The organism is Nocardia sp. Tas62D01, from assembly GCF_055232035.1.
Map to the genome: position 1 here is coordinate 6,494,572 of NZ_JBUYUZ010000001.1, position 14,788 is coordinate 6,509,359.

Annotated in this window: 12 protein-coding genes and 1 pseudogene; 9 read left to right on the top strand and 4 right to left on the bottom strand. The window is 64.2% G+C overall.

Annotated elements, in window-relative coordinates; translation table 11 throughout:
* Positions 1-7: 7 nt before the first annotated feature.
* The 5 genes from ACV7NQ_RS30980 (at position 8) to ACV7NQ_RS31000 (ending at position 6,576) form a co-directional block, all read left to right on the top strand.
* On the top strand, positions 8-1,546 hold the full coding sequence (locus tag ACV7NQ_RS30980; RefSeq protein ID WP_463362826.1) for a tripartite tricarboxylate transporter permease: 1,539 nt from the start codon (positions 8-10) through the stop codon (positions 1,544-1,546).
* A 187-nt stretch (positions 1,547-1,733) separates the two neighbouring features.
* A complete protein-coding gene (locus tag ACV7NQ_RS30985) occupies positions 1,734-2,570 on the top strand; it encodes a tripartite tricarboxylate transporter substrate binding protein (protein WP_463362827.1) in 837 nt (278 codons plus the stop codon).
* Between the two features lie 86 nt (positions 2,571-2,656).
* On the top strand, positions 2,657-3,970 hold the full coding sequence (locus ACV7NQ_RS30990; RefSeq protein WP_463365883.1) for an MmgE/PrpD family protein: 1,314 nt from the start codon (positions 2,657-2,659) through the stop codon (positions 3,968-3,970).
* A 114-nt stretch (positions 3,971-4,084) separates the two neighbouring features.
* The gene (locus ACV7NQ_RS30995) at positions 4,085-5,233 is read left to right on the top strand and encodes a tartrate dehydrogenase (protein WP_463362828.1); all 1,149 of its coding nucleotides are present in this window, start codon (positions 4,085-4,087) and stop codon (positions 5,231-5,233) included.
* Between the two features lie 5 nt (positions 5,234-5,238).
* Positions 5,239-6,576 carry an amidase gene (locus ACV7NQ_RS31000; protein WP_463362829.1) on the top strand — a complete coding sequence of 446 codons (1,338 nt, stop codon included), beginning with the start codon at positions 5,239-5,241 and terminating at the stop codon, positions 6,574-6,576.
* A 362-nt stretch (positions 6,577-6,938) separates the two neighbouring features.
* Here ACV7NQ_RS31000 and ACV7NQ_RS31005 read toward each other — a convergent pair whose 3' ends face one another.
* Positions 6,939-7,778: a tetratricopeptide repeat protein gene (locus tag ACV7NQ_RS31005; RefSeq protein WP_463362830.1), complete on the bottom strand. Its 840-nt coding sequence runs from the start codon at positions 7,776-7,778 to the stop codon at positions 6,939-6,941.
* 227 nt (positions 7,779-8,005) lie between these two features.
* Between ACV7NQ_RS31005 and ACV7NQ_RS31010 the strand changes: the two genes are divergently transcribed.
* Positions 8,006-8,746, top strand: a complete 741-nt coding sequence (locus tag ACV7NQ_RS31010; RefSeq protein ID WP_463362831.1) for an SDR family oxidoreductase — start codon at positions 8,006-8,008, stop codon at positions 8,744-8,746.
* 95 nt (positions 8,747-8,841) lie between these two features.
* On the opposite strand, the pseudogene ACV7NQ_RS31015 reads toward ACV7NQ_RS31010, so the two are convergent.
* The 3 genes and pseudogenes from ACV7NQ_RS31015 to ACV7NQ_RS31025 form a co-directional block, all read right to left on the bottom strand.
* A pseudogene (locus ACV7NQ_RS31015) lies at positions 8,842-9,345 on the bottom strand (TSUP family transporter); the annotation flags it as partial.
* Between the two features lie 274 nt (positions 9,346-9,619).
* A complete protein-coding gene (locus tag ACV7NQ_RS31020) occupies positions 9,620-10,513 on the bottom strand; it encodes an IS982 family transposase (protein WP_463362832.1) in 894 nt (297 codons plus the stop codon).
* Between the two features lie 62 nt (positions 10,514-10,575).
* Positions 10,576-11,376 carry a GntR family transcriptional regulator gene (locus ACV7NQ_RS31025; protein ID WP_463362833.1) on the bottom strand — a complete coding sequence of 267 codons (801 nt, stop codon included), beginning with the start codon at positions 11,374-11,376 and terminating at the stop codon, positions 10,576-10,578.
* 76 nt (positions 11,377-11,452) lie between these two features.
* On the opposite strand from ACV7NQ_RS31025, the gene ACV7NQ_RS31030 reads away from it, so the two are divergent.
* The 3 genes from ACV7NQ_RS31030 to ACV7NQ_RS31040 all read left to right on the top strand — a co-directional run bounded on the left by ACV7NQ_RS31030 (position 11,453) and on the right by ACV7NQ_RS31040 (position 14,768).
* Positions 11,453-12,700, top strand: a complete 1,248-nt coding sequence (locus tag ACV7NQ_RS31030) for an aconitase X (protein WP_463362834.1) — start codon at positions 11,453-11,455, stop codon at positions 12,698-12,700.
* Positions 12,697-13,110: an aconitase X swivel domain-containing protein gene (locus ACV7NQ_RS31035; RefSeq protein ID WP_429414339.1), complete on the top strand. Its 414-nt coding sequence runs from the start codon at positions 12,697-12,699 to the stop codon at positions 13,108-13,110. The genes ACV7NQ_RS31030 and ACV7NQ_RS31035 overlap by 4 nt, the downstream gene beginning before the upstream one ends.
* 386 nt (positions 13,111-13,496) lie before the next feature.
* The gene (locus ACV7NQ_RS31040) at positions 13,497-14,768 is read left to right on the top strand and encodes an SLC13 family permease (protein ID WP_463362835.1); all 1,272 of its coding nucleotides are present in this window, start codon (positions 13,497-13,499) and stop codon (positions 14,766-14,768) included.
* Positions 14,769-14,788: the final 20 nt, after the last annotated feature.

Here is a 14,788-nt window from a genome sequence, read left to right on the forward strand (position 1 = left end):
GGACGACATGAACTCTCTTGACCTGCTGCTTGGCGGCTTCGCGAACGCGCTGACGCCAGCCAACCTGCTGATGGCACTCGTCGGGGTGCTGATCGGTTCGCTTGCGGGAATGATCCCTGGCATCGGTCCCACCCCGGCCATCGCAATCCTGATGCCGTTCACGACCGCGCTTGGTCCCGTGCAGGGGATCATCATGCTGGCCGGCATCTACTACGGCGCGATCTATGGCGGATCCACTACCGCCATCCTGCTGGGAATCCCGGCGGAGCTCCAGGCGGTTCCCGTCACGCTGGACGGTTATCCGCTTGCGAAGCAGGGCAAGGGCGGACCGGCGCTCGGCATCGCGGCGATCTCGTCGTTCGTCGCGGGCCTGCTCGGAGTGCTCGGGCTGATCTTCTTCGCTCCGCTGCTTGCCGACCAGGCGCTCAAGTTCGGGCCGCCAGAGTATTTCGCGCTCATGATTCTCACGCTCACGGTAATCGTGAACCTCTCCGGTGCCTCGGTCACCAAGGGACTGGTCATGGGCATGGCCGGCTACTTCGTCTCGCTGGTCGGAGTCGGCCCATCCAGCGGGCACGCGCGATTCACGTTCGGCCTTGCGCCCATGTCGGCCGGAATCGAAATGGTGAGCGTGATCATCGGCCTGTTCGCGATTTCCGAGGTCATCATCGGGATGGGTTCGCGCACGCCCGTCACGGCAGCGGAGAAGATCGGCAGTGTCTACCCGAGTCGGTCGGACCTGAAGCAGACTGCCCCGACCATGGTGCGCAGCGGCCTTATCGGGTTCTTCCTCGGCCTGTTGCCTGGAGCGTCGCCGGCCGTGTCCGCCTTTCTCTCTTACGACGTCGAGAAGAGGATGTCCAAAAACCCTGGCCTCTTTGGAAAGGGCGCGCTCCGGGGTGTGGCGGCACCGGAAGCCGCGGGAAACGCGACGGCCTCGTCCGGATTCATCCCGCTCTTCACCCTCGGCATTCCGAGCTCACCTCCCCTGGCGATCCTGCTCGCCGGGCTGATGATCTATGGGTTGCAGCCGGGACCCAACCTCTTCAACCAGAGCGGAAGCTTTGTCTGGGCGGTCATCGCGAGCATGTTCATCGGGAACGTCATGCTGGTTGTCCTGCACCTTCCAATGGTCGGCATCTGGGTGAAGCTGACCCAGATCCCGCTCAAGGTGCTCAAGCCGATCATCCTGATCCTGTGCGTGGTTGGCGTCTACACCGTGCGCAACAGCACGTTCGATGTTCTCGTTGCCCTCGTCTTCGGCGTGATCGGGTACTTCCTGCGGAAGTATCACTGGCCACTCGTCCCGTTCATCCTCTGCTTCATGTTGGGCCCGCTCACCGAGCTCTCATTTGTGCAGTCGATGTCCATCTCGAACGGAAGTCTGAGCATCTTCTTCACGAGCCGGATTGCGTTCGTCATCCTCATCGTGGCGGTGGCACTCTTCGGAGTCTCGGTGTTCCTGATGAGGCGCTCACGCAAGCGCGCCTTGTCGCTCGAGGTGAATCGTGCCGATTCTCCCCATCTGAATACACACACAAATTAAGCAAGGAAAAGTCATGCGCAGCAAGAAGTTATACAGTTCGTTGGTAGTGGCTGCGGCCGCTGTCCTGGCGCTCGCCGGTTGCAGTGGCGCCGGGACCACCGGCTCGAGCACGAACGGGGCATCCGTATACCCGACGAGGCCGATCCAGCTCGTCGTGCCCTTCGCACCCGGTGGCGGAACCGACCTCGTGTCCCGCGCCGTCGCGGAATACCTTGGGCAGAAGTGGGGCAAGCCCATCAACGTGGTCAACAAGCCGGGTGCCGGAGGTGCAACCGGAACCCAATCCGCATTGACGGCAGCGCCGGACGGCTACACGGTGCTCGCGGACAACGGCTCGAGCACCGAGGCGCTGCTTGCCGGTGCGAACAAGCCGCCCTTCACGCTGAAGGATCTCAACCTCGTGGGAACCGTCGTCGACCAGCCCTTCGTGTTCCTCGTGAAGTCCGGTTCCCCATTCAAGAACATGCAGGACCTGGATGAGTGGGTCAAGGCCAATCCTGGCCAGCTGACCTTCGGCACCACGGGCGTCTCCTCAGTGCAGACATACACAATCATCGAGTGGCTGCAGTCGATCGGCGTGGACTACTCGAAGGTGCACTTGGTGCCGAGCAACGGCGCAAGCGACCTGCTGCCCCAGATTGCCGGCGGCCACGTCGTTCTCGGTGTGCAGGATGTCACCGGTGCAGCGAGCCTGGTCAAAGCCGGACAACTGACGCCCCTCGCCGTGACGTCGACCGATCCAAGCCCCCTGTTCCCCACCGTCCCGACGTTGGCGCAGGCCGGTGTGCAGGGTGTCGTCAGCTCGTTCTGGAGCGGGATCGCACTTCCCAGCGGGGCGCCCAAGAGCGTTGCTGACAAATGGGGATCCGCTTTGGACAGCATGCTGAAGGACCCGGCGTTCCTGACGAAGCTCGAGACGCTCAATGCCCAGGGCAAGTACCTGAACTCGACCGAGTTCACCGCATTGGTCAATAACAACCTCACGACCTATACGCAGCTCGTGAAGCAGTACAACCTCGGCTAGTAGCTCCGGAAGGCCGGGCAGGCCCGGATCGCAAAGATGAATCGCAAAGATAAAGATATCGAAGAGGCGAATTGATAACACAACGGTTGGTCCAGAACTGCCTGGACACTCCTTTTGACTCGATCCCCCGGGACGTGGTCGAGCACTCGAAGAGGTGCATCCTCAACTGGATGAGTGTGGCGATCGGCGGAAGCCGTCACGCGTCCGTCGAGGCATTCATCAGCATGAAGGACGAACTGGGCACCTCCGCCCAAGTGGCCATCCTCGGTAGGCCAGAGCGGGCAGACCTGCTCTGGGCAACGCTCATCAATGGCACGAGCTCGCATGTTCACGACTTCGACGACACTCACCTCGAAACGTTGAATCACCCGACGAGCGTCATCGCGCCCGTGGTCTTCGCCCTGGGTGAGCATCTGAACCTCTCTGGCGAGGCCATCCTGCATGCCTTCATCTTGGGGATGGAGGCGGACCTGAGGATCGGTAACTCGGTGTCGCCGAGTCATTTGGACTCGGGTTGGCACATCACGAGCACGACAGGCGTGTTCGGGGCAGCTATCGCCGCCGGCATCCTTCTCGGCTTGGACGAGGACGAGTTGATCTATGCGCTCGGCATCGCGGGGACCCAGGCATCGGGCCTGATGGAGATGCTGGGCACGATGACCAAGTTGTTCCACCCCGGCAAGGCCGGGCAGAACGGGCTGTGGGCTGCCATGCTCGCGTCGCGTGGAATCGAGAGCTCCCGCCGGATCTTAGAATCCGACCGGGGCTTCGCTCGCCTCTACGCCAGCGAGTCCGATCTCAGCCTCGTCAGTCACGAGTGGGGATCGAGCTGGGAGTTGTCGAAGATCGCCTTCAAGCCGTATGCCTGTGGCATCGTGCTTCACCCGATCATCGACGCGTGTATCGAGCTGGGCCGAAAGGTGCCGGACTCCGAGGTCGGCACCCTGGTGATCACCGTGAACCCCTACGTGATCACCCTGACGGACAAGCCCAACCCGAGCAGCGGACTAGAGGCAAAGTACAGCGTCCGGTACGTTGCCGCCCTCGCGTTCCACGACGGTGACGCATCCGTCGAGCAGTTCACGGATGCTCGTGCGTTCGCCCCGGAGATCGTGGCCCTAGTGGATCGGGTGTCGATCGTGGTGGACGAATCCATGCAGGAAGACGAGACCGCCGTCCGACTGACCACGACGGATGGCAGGTTGATCGAGTCGCGTGTGAAGCATGCGACCGGCAGCATCGACAACCCGATGTCCGATGAAGCGCTCATCGCAAAGTTCCGGAAGCTCGCGCATGCCTCACTCGGACGGGACGAGGTCGACGCCCTGATCGAGGATGTGTTGCGCTTCGAATCCCTCGACACAATTCATCAGTTGGTTGCGAATACCGTCGGCAAATAATAAATCGAACGCGAGCTAGGCCTGCGTACGCCCTCGTGCGCGGCCGAACTCGCGAATAATCCGCACAAGGCCTGCATGAAGATCTCTGCACGGCGAAGACCTAAAGGATCTGTGATGAGTGAGTCGCGAAAGTACACAATTGCGAACATTCCTGGGGACGGTGTCGGCAACGAGGTCATCCCCGAAGGGCAGCGTGTTCTCGAGTACCTAGCCGAGCTGTCCGCGGGAAAGTTCGAGTTCGAGTTCGAATCTTTCCCCTGGGGTTCCGACTACTACGCCAAGCACGGTCGCATGATGGCTGAAGACGGCCTCGAGCAGCTGAAGAAATTCGATGCCATCTACTTCGGCGCGGTCGGTTGGGAGAACGTCCCGGACCATGTCAGCCTCTGGGGTTTGCGACTGGCCATCACCCAGAACTTCGACCAGTGGGCAAACATCCGTCCCGTGCACTTTTACTCCGGCGTGAAGAGTGCACTGAACTACCACGACCTCGAGTCGCTGGATTGGGTCCTGATTCGTGAGAACTCGGAGGGGGAGTACTCCGGGTTCGGAGGGCGGAACTTCTCAGGTCGCGGCGATGGCAAGGAAATCGCGGTCCAGTCTGCCGTGTTCACGGAAGAGGGATGCGAACGCATCATTCGCCACGCCTTCGAGGTTGCGCGCACACGCTCACGCAAGAAGGTCACAAGCGCCACGAAGAGCAATGCGCAGCAATACGGCATGGTGCTGTGGGACGAGGTGTTCGATCGGGTGAGCAAGGACTACCCGGACGTCGAGGTGGAGCGTTGGCTCGTCGATGCGCTGGCGGCTCGTTTTGTGCAGCGGCCGGACACCCTCGAGGTCGTGGTCGGATCGAACCTGATCATCGACATCCTCTCCGATCTGGGCAGCGCGCTCGCGGGAAGCCTGGGTATCGCCGCCAGCGCCAACCTCAATCCAGAGGGGCGTTTCCCCAGCATGTTCGAACCCGTTCACGGTTCGGCGCCCGACATTGCCGGCAATGGGGTCGCGAATCCGATCGGTGCCATATCCAGTGGCGTCCTTATGCTCGAGCACTTCGGCCTGGTTGACGAAGCCGCGTTGGCGCACCGGGCAATCGAACAAGCGGTCAGCGATGGCAATGTCACGGCAGACCTCGGCGGCACACTCGACACGAGGCAAGTCACCGACGCCATTCTCGCGAACATCGCGGCGCTGCAGTCCGCGCCGAGCAGCGCCGTGACAACCGGAGCTCGTCCCGCTCCTGCGACATCTCGGGCATGATGGCGATGAGCGCCACAGCGGCGTGGGACGCTGCAAGGGCCCGGTACTTCGTCAACGACGACCGCGTCCACGCCGTCATCAGATGGATCGACGAGTCCCGGCGCGACGCGGAGGCCAGCGACCGCCGCCGAGACGCCGGGATGCCCCTGGGCCCGCTCGACGGAGTTCTCATCGGCCTCAAGGACAACATCGACGTCGCGGGCGTACCGACAACCGCGGGCGCTTCGTTCCTCGCTGGGAACGTGCCGAGGTCCGACGCCACCGTCATCCGGCTCCTGCGCCGTCAGGGCGCGGTCGTACACGCCAAGCTGAACATGGCCGAGCTGGCCTGGGGTATGACCACCCAGAACGCCACCTACGGTTCCTGCCGCAACCCGTGGGACCTCGACCGCATCCCGGGCGGCTCGAGCGGTGGACCCGGCGCGGCGATCGCCGCCGGGTACTGCGACCTCGCCCTAGGCACCGACACCGGCGCGTCGGTCCGCGTCCCGTCCGCTCTCAACGGCGTCGTCGGGCTGCGGCCAAGCGTCGGTACGATCTCGATCAAGGGCATCGTCCCCGGCGCATACACCCAGGACACCGTCGGACCGATGGCCCGGCGGGCCCTCGATGCCGCCCACCTGACCGAGGCGCTCGTCGGCTTCGACGCGGAGGATCCGTTCTCGGTCGCCAGCACAGGCGCACCGGCGACGTCGGCGATCGGGAAGCCGCTTGACAGCCTCGGGGTAGGCGTGGCCCGCGACTTCTTCTTCGACGAGCTCGACGACGGCGTCGGTGAGGTCGTCGAGACGTTCCTCGGTTGGCTCGCCGACCAGGGCACGCGGACGCTGGGTGTCCCCGACTTCGGCGCCGCCGACGCGGCCGAGCACTGGACCCGCATTGCCCAGTGCGAGGGGGCGGCGTACCACCAGGACCGGCTGCTGCGCAGCCCTGAGGACTTCTCGGTCGACGTGCGGGGCAGGCTCTCTGCCGGACTCGACGTCCCGGCCGTGGAGCTCGCCCGGTCGCTGGAGTTCCGCACGCGGTACCGGCGGAGGCTCTCCGCGATCTTCGGCGACGTGGACGTCATCGTCAGCCCGGTCGTGCCGGTCGACGTGCCGCTGGTGGACAGCCTCGACTCCCGCGCACAGACCGCGGCGCTGGGCCGGATCACCTACCCCTGGGCCCTGCACGAAGGCCCGACGCTCAGTCTGCCGATCGGCTTCCACCCACGCAGCGGGAACCCCGTCGGCATCGCGATCAGCGCGGCGCGTTTCGATGAGGCCGTCCTCTTCCAGATCGCGACCGCCTACCAGGAGGCCACCGATTGGCATACCCGGTACGCCGAGATCCCGGCGCCGTGAGCGCCGCGCGGCGACGCCCGGCGCATCACCCCGACTCTCCCAGCACTTACCGGGAGGTTGCAATTCCCATTTGTGGATGTGGATTGTCCTGCGTATCAGTGTTTTTCGCCGGGTGTGACCGAGGTGATCGAGTCAGGGGGTGAAGGGGTTTCGGGCGGGGGTGAAGGGGGTTCGCCTGCACACCCGTCTCCTGTGTCTCGGGGGGAGACGGGTGTGCACCTGCGTCGCGACGCCGGACAACTCGCCTTCGCCTGACACATGCGCATCTATCTATCTGATATTGGAGTCGGCCTAGCGGTCGGGGACCAGAGCGATTCATCATTGGATCCTGGTCTGCAATCGCGGTGGTGGCGAGAAAGCGCTCACGACTTGTCACCCTCGCCAGCTTTGCGGTACCAGGACTCCGCCTCGCCGGTCTTACCACGCTCGACGAGCAGGTTACCGAGGTTGGTCATCGCCTTGGTGTGGCCGCCGTCGGTGGCTTTGCGGTACCAGGACTCCGCCTCGCCGGTCTCACCACGCTCGGCGAGCAGGACACCGAGGCTGAACATCGCCTCGGGGTTGTCGGTGGCGGCGGCTTTGCGGAATATCGAGGCTGCTTCGGGTGCGTTGTCGCGTTGGTAGGCGCTGACCCCGACCGCCAGAAGGGTGTCGGGGTCGGCGTTGTGGATCGCTTTGTGCCAGAACGCGTTCGGTATGGGGCGTGGTTTCCGGTTGTCTTGTCCGTCGTCGGCGGCGGCGAGGTAGTCGAACGGGCGATAGCCGCGGGTCTGTTCGTCGAGCAGCGCCGCTACTCGCCCTAACCCCTGTGGTGGTGTACGGGCGGCGGTGATAGCGTCGCGCACCTGCTTGGGGGTGGTGTCGATTTCTGATCGTGCCGCCCGCAGTGCTGCTACCGCGAACTCGGCGAGTGTCGGTTCGGGTATCGGGTCGCCTCGTCCGACCCGAGCCCAGTCGGTGACCACCTGGATCACCATGTGCCGCAACGGATCGGCGGCGCGCGCATCGTCGTATTGTTTCAGGAGCTCGGGTGCCCCGGCCAGGATCTCGGCCAGCCCGTGGACACCGAGGTTCTGGCCGGGATAGGCGCGGGCGGCGGCCTGCTCGTAGGGGTCGTCGCTGGTGGAGGCCAGGTCGATGGTGCTCGCGCGTTCCAGCAGTCGGCGGGTGTCGCGCTGGAATTCACCAGCGCCGCGGCGCAACCGGTCACGGGCCTCGGCCCGCAGGGTCGCGACTATCCGTGTGCGGCCGGGACGTAGTAGAGCATCAGAGTTCGAGGTGCTTCATCGTTATGCCCTTGCTTCGCGTGTCCGGTTGACTCGGATGAATGCCATCCGATTACTTGTCTCAGACAAGAAGTATCCGAGTTGAGAATGCGTCCTCGAAGAAGCCCAGACGTGCCCGGTGCGCGCCGTGAAAGGTGAGAACCATGAAGCTCGCAGTCATCGGCGGTACCGGACTGATCGGTTCGCGGGTGGTCCGGAAGCTGACCGCCGCCGGACACGAGGCCGTCCCCGCGGCACCTTCCACCGGCGTCGACCTGATCACGGGGAAGGGCCTGGACCAAGCACTGGAGGGCGCCGAGGTCGTGATCAACCTGGCGAACTCGCCGACCTTCGACGAGGCATCCCTGGACTTCTTCCGCACCTCCATGAACAACCTGCTGGCCGCGGGAGAGAGGGCAGGCGTCCGGCATCAGGTGATCCTCTCGATCGTCGGAGTGGACCAGGTGCCCCAGCTGGACTACTACCGGGCCAAGACCCTCCAGGAAGAGCTGCTCCGGCAGGGGCCCACGCCGTACTCCATCGTGCGCGCCACCCAGTTCTTCGAGTTCGTGGACGCGATCCTGTCCTGGACCTCAGACGACAGCACCGTCCGCCTTCCCCCCACCCCACTCCAGCCAATCGCCGTCGCGGACATCGTCGACGCGGTCGTCGATGTCTCCACCAACCCGCCGCTGGGAGGCATCCGTAGCATCGCCGGCCCGGACGTCTTTCGCCTCGACGAACTCGGCAGGGTCACCCTGGCCGCGCAGCACGACGCCCGGACCGTCATCACCGATGACAAGGCCGGCATGTTCGCAGCCGTCACCGGCGACGTACTCATCGCAGGACCGGACGCACACCTGGCACCCACGCATTATCAGGACTGGATCCAGCAGGCCCACTGAACCGGGGGACGACCGGTCCCCGCTTCAGGCAAATGCCGCGATCGCCGTCTTGGCCTTCATGGCCGTCGATTTCGAGGGACTCGTCGGTTGTGAGGTCAGCTGTGTAGGAAGTAAAGGACGGTCATGGCCACGGCGGTGGTCAGGACGATGTTCCGCATAAGTCCAGCGGGGAGCCTGCGTGCGAGGTGGGCACCGGCGAAGCCTCCGGCTATCGCACCGGCCAGCATGGTGATGAGGAGAAGCGGAGCGCCCGGTGCGTCTGAAGCGATGAGGAACACCGCGCTGGCGCTGAGATTGATGGCCGCGAGCTGGGCGATCCGCATCGGGTTGCCGACCGCGGTGTCTAGGCCGAGGCCGATGCTCCACAGGGCCAGCATCATGATGCCTACGGCGCCGCCGAAGTATCCGCCGTACACGGCGAGGAGGAGCTGGGCGGTCAGGACAGTTCGGGAGCTCATGCCGACTGAGCGGCCCATCGCGGTGCTCAACGCGCGGGAGACGCGGCGCCCGAAGGCGAGGATCACCGTGGCGGAAGCGAGCAGCCACGGCACCGCGGCGTTGAACGAGACTGCCGGCAGCGCCAGCAGCAGGCCGGCACCGAGTCCGCCGCCACACTGATCGCTGTCAGCGCCGTCGTAGACGTCGCCCCGACCGCGGTGTCTGCCACCAGAGCGGGCAGCGCCACGAACGTGCCCCCACCACCGATGGCGTTCAACGCTCCGGCGGCAGTACCGGCCAGCAGGACAACCAACATCTCGGACACCTGCCGAGCATCACCCGTGGCCCGTGGGCCCACAATGCGTGATCGGCGTACTCGGCATCAGGCTGCGCCATAGGCTGATGCGGTGCGTTATGACCTAATCCGAGTGATTCCTAATGGTCGTAGGCGATGAGGGATCGTTTGACGGGTGCGCTGATGGTTGTGTTGTGCCAGATCACGGCGGCCAGGGCGAGTAGTCGCTGGGCGACTCGGGCGTAGAGTCCGGCGTCGGTGCGGGCGCCGTGGGCTTCCAGGGAGAGCTGTCCTTTGCAGGTGTCGTAGACCGACTCGATGAGTTGGCGGATGCCGCCGAGGTTGCCGATTCGGCGGGGTTCACCCTTTCGGTCGGGGCGCACGAACTTCACGTCCTCGAGTGCTGCGAGACGTTGAAATTCCTTGCCCGAGACGCCTTTGTCACCGATCAGGACACAGCGCCGAGGCAGCATCGCCCGGTCGCGGGCATGCCCGATCAACTCGATCGCGACCTCTCGTTCACCGATCTTGGGGTCGGCCAGGCACCAGGCCACCGGCATCCCCTCAGCGGTGGTGATCAGATAAAGCTTCACCCCCCAGTACCACCGCGACAGCGCCGCGCAGTACCCGTAGTTGGCGAACCCGGCCAGCTCGGACCGTTTACGGGTAGGCACCGAAGTCCCGCACGGGACCGGTGTGGCGTCCAGGAACCGGAATTCGTCGGTCTCGGTCGACACCAGTGCCGCCAACCGGTCGACGGTGTCGGTGATCAGCGGCCCCGCGGCGTTGATGCGCTTGTTGTAGCCGGGCTGGTTGGGCAGGTACCCGAACATCGCACCCAGCCTGCCACGGCAGAACCGCAGCCAGTGATGCTGGGATGGAAAGCCCAGCAGGACTTGGGCAACCGCCAGGCAGATCAACTCGGCGTCGGTCAACTTCTTCGGCCGGCCAGGCCGTCGCAGGCGCGCCCCGATCACGTGATCATCAACGAAAACGTAGAGTGCGGTCAGGAGGGTATCGAGGTCTGTCTTCACAAACTGACACCGATACCCTCCGCCGCGTCAAAACTCGAGTCGAGGCGACTCAGGGTTAGGAATCACTCGTCTAGGCCGGGGTTACGCATTACTAACTCTGGGCCCGGTCGGCTGAAGGAGTACGAGACCTTCTCGAGTTCCGTGGCTTCTACGGTGAGTCGAAGTTCGAACCGATCGGGTAGCAGGTAGTACGTGGCGTGCTCCAGAAGCCGGTCGTCCGCATCCATCGTTTCTCGTTGCATGACCAGCAGCGGGTGCCCGGTTGCGACGCCCAGCGGGTGCGCCAGGTCTTCCGGCGCACTTTGACTGGTCAGCGTTATTCGTGCATAGCTGAGAGCTAGCCCCAAGTTGTCCTGGAGCACCTGGTAGATGGGGTGTTCCGTGATGTCGGCGCGGGAGATCCGCTGACCGAACGGATCGGGCACTGCGATGTCCGCTACGGCTTGAGGCGCCCCGTCGATCGTATAGAGCCGCCGTATCATCAGCGCTCCGTCCACTGGGTGAGTCATTTGTGGCGGTTCGCTAACCCATTCGAAGCGCAGTATCTGTCCTTCAGGATGCTTCCCGACGCTGGCGAAGATCGAAATGAACGGCCTGAGCTGGTCCAGCGGGTGCACGATGCGCCGAGGTGCCACGAATGTCCCGGCCCCCTGCCGGCTTACCAGTAGTCCCTCCTCGACGAGCCCGCTCAGTGCCCGGCGCACCGTCGTCCGGCTGACCCCGTAGCGGTTGACCAGCTCTTTCTCGGTCGGCATCTGGCTGTCCGGTGTCATCTGCGACACCTGCGCGCGCAACCGCTCGGCCAGTTGCTTATGTATGCTCGCGCTACCCCCGGTCAGGCCAGAATTGTCCTTGATTGACATCAAACCCACCCTCGACTTGTATCCTATTGTATGTTAGTCTCTCGGATATCAGCATACCAGTCAATGTGGAGGGGTAATGCAGCTAACTTCGTTGGAACGCGACATGTTGGATGGCCGTCACGGTGACGCGCTCGCCGACATCCTGCGTGAGCAGGTCAGTGTCGGAGAGTTCTTCGGCGCAGAGCGGTTTGTGGAGATCACCAACGCCCACTTCATGGGTGACCGTGAGGTGTTCGGTCAGGCAGGCACCAACTATCTGCAGCGGTTGGCCTCGGCCGAGGTCACGGTCACGGTGCCTACCACGCGCAACGCGCAGTCGGTCGACTTCGAGCAGGCGCACCTGTTCGCCCAGTCTCCCGAGTTGGTCGACGGGGAGAAGGAGACTCGGGTTTTGCTGCGGCGCCTCGGGGTATCCACGGTGAACACCTGCATCGGCTACCAGAGCGTGTACCAGCCGAGGCTGGGTGAGCACGTGGCGTGGGGTGACACTGGCACGGTCGCATACGCGAACTCGGTGCTGGGTGCCCGCACGAACTACGAGTCTGGCGCGGCCGGTCTCGCGGCGGCCTTGACCGGGCGTACCCCGGAGTACGGGTTCCACCTGGACGTTCACCGGCGGGCCAACGTCCGCGTGCGGGTCACCGCCGCGCTCCCTGACCTGGCGGACTGGGGCGCGCTCGGCGCTGTCATCGGCGAGCGGTGCCGCGGCTATTGGAATGTTCCGGCCGTGGAGCTCGTGAACCGGGAAGGACCGGTGTCCGACGAGCTCAAGCACTTCGGCGCGAGCCTGGCCAGCTTCGGCTCGATGGCGATGTACCACATCGTAGGCACCACTCCGGAGGCCTCGACCTTCGCCGAGGCCAACAGTGGCCGCGAACTGATCGACGAGTTCGAGGTGACGCAGGACGACATCGACGCCGTGTTCGCCCGGGACCTCGCCGACGGTGGCGATGTCGATCTGGTGGTGTTCACCGCGCCACAGCTGTCCTTCTTCGAGATGAAGCGGATCGCCGAGCGACTCGAGGGACGCAAGGTTGCCGACTCCGTCCGTCTGATCATCACGACCAACAGCTTGACCTGCGAGGCCTTGCGCGAGGAGGGGCACCTGGACGCCATCGTCGCGGCCGGCGGCATCGTGCTGCGCGGAACCTGCTGGTACGTGATGGACCCGGCGGCGCAGCGCGAGCACTTCGGCTGGCGCAGTCTGGCCACCAATTCGGCCAAGCTGGTGAACATCATCCGGGCCCATGGCTATCGACCGGCTTTGCGTCGCACCGACGAATGTATCGACGCCGCACTGACCGGAAAGGTGGCCGGGCGATGAGTGATCTGGTCTTCCACGTCGCGCAGGCGACCGGCCCGCTCGTCGAGGCCCCGGCCGTCGTCAGTCCGGTGCCGTTCAGTGCTCGCTACGACCTCGATCGAACCACCGGCGTGATCTCCCGCGAGGACCACCCGCTGCGCGGAGAGTCGGTCAAGGGCAAGATCTTGATCGCGCGCGGGGTGCAGGGCGGAGTCGCGGCGGGCTGGGCCTTTTTGGCCATGCGCGGTCTCGGTGTCGGGCCGCGTGGGATGCTCTTCGGCGCGACGAACCCGGTCATGGTTCAAGGCGCGGTCACCGCCGGCCTCACGATCGCTGCTGGCGTCGACCCTGCGTTCTTCGACAACGTGTCACACGGTGACACGATCCGGCTCGATCCAGCGGCCCACGAGGTCACCATCCTTCGGAACTAGCAGGCGCCCGAACTCGGCCCGCTCGGGGGACCTGGCGGTCGAGTGCCGTGGTGGATGTCGTTGTGGGCCATGCGTTCGGGTCAATGGCATCTGGGCAGTGCCGACTGACGACGTCGTCAAAGTCTGTTCGTCAACGTGGTCGGTCGACAGCTCCCAGCTGTCGATGTCTGCGCCCCTCTCACCCGGACGCCTGGCTGACTCACAACACCGCGGCCTCGGTCAGCAGGGCCTGGCAGTCACTGCCGTGCGTCCGTCGTTGATCCTCGGTGGCCACTAGCTCCGCGATCTGCCCGACCTGTCCTCTCCATCGAGGAAAGGATGCAGCGCTTACATCGGGAAATCACGACTGGATAATTAAATAATTAATTAAATAATTAGGGACAAAGATGTCGCTACTCCAAGTATTCTCCCTCGTCCTTCTTATCGCTGCTTTCGCCCTCGCGATCTGGCGGCATATCAATGTTGGTCTGGTGACCATTCCGGCCGGCTTTATTCTCGCCACGGTGGCAGGTGTTCCTGTCGGGACATACTTCAAATATTTCCCCGGCAGCCTGGTGATCCTCATTGTCGGAGTCACGTATCTGTTCGGGCATGTTCTGCGAAACGGTGCCATCGACCGACTGATCGGCATCGCCGAACGCGCCACCGGGAGGCGGGACTGGCTCCTGCCGTGGATTATGTTCGCGGTCGCTGCGCTGCTCAGCGGGATCGGAGCCCTTCCGACGGCTGCGCTCGCAATTGTCATCCCCATCGCCATTCGTACCGCCCTGCTGCGTGACATCAATTTGATGTTGATGGGCGTTGTGACCACTATGGGCGCTCTGGCCGGCGGTTTCTCGCCGATCAGTGTCTGGGGTCAGCTGGTCGGCACTCTCGTTACCCATGCCGGCCGTTCGGAGTCCTCGATTGGACTGTTCGTCATCGAATTCGGTCTCAATCTGCTGGTGGCGGTAGCCGCATTCATCATCTTCGGCGGCGTTGGCCTGATGCGGCGCAAAACCACGACTGAGCTGGGGCCGTCAGAGGGACCGCCCGCCTCATCCGAGCAGGGGGGCAGCTTCACGCGCTCCCAGATCGGTTCGCTAGTCGGGCTCGTCGTCTTTGCCGGTGCGGTCCTGGTGCTCCCCGTCGACGTCGGGCTGACGGCATTCGTCGTCGGGCTGATCCTGCAGCTGGTGTTCCGGCCGGCCGAGAGGGAGATCATCCGTGACCTGCCCTGGTCGGTGGTGCTGATCGTCAGCGGCGTCCTGCTCTACGTCGGGCTGCTCGAGAAGCTCGGCACGTTCGACGCCATCGCGCATCACCTCCAGGGCATCAACAGTCTGAGCCTCACCATCCTGGCGCTGGCTTTCGTCGGTTCACTCTTCGCGTCCTTCGAGTCATCGTCGGTCGCTGTCCTGGGCATCGTGATCCCGGTAGCGCTGCAGGTCACACACGGCGCGACCAATGCGGGATTGCTGCTCATCCTGTGCGCGGTGTGCTGGGCGATCGTGACGATCAGCACCAGTCCGTACCACCTCTGCGGCGGCCTCGTGCTGGTCAGCAGCCCCGAGGCCGTACAACCGCGGCTGTTCCGGCAGCTGCTGGTGTGGTCGTTCGGCGTAGCAGTAGTCATCCCACTGATCGGCTGGACCATCCCCTTCGTCGCCTCCGGGTGAACCTGGCGGTCAGGCATCGC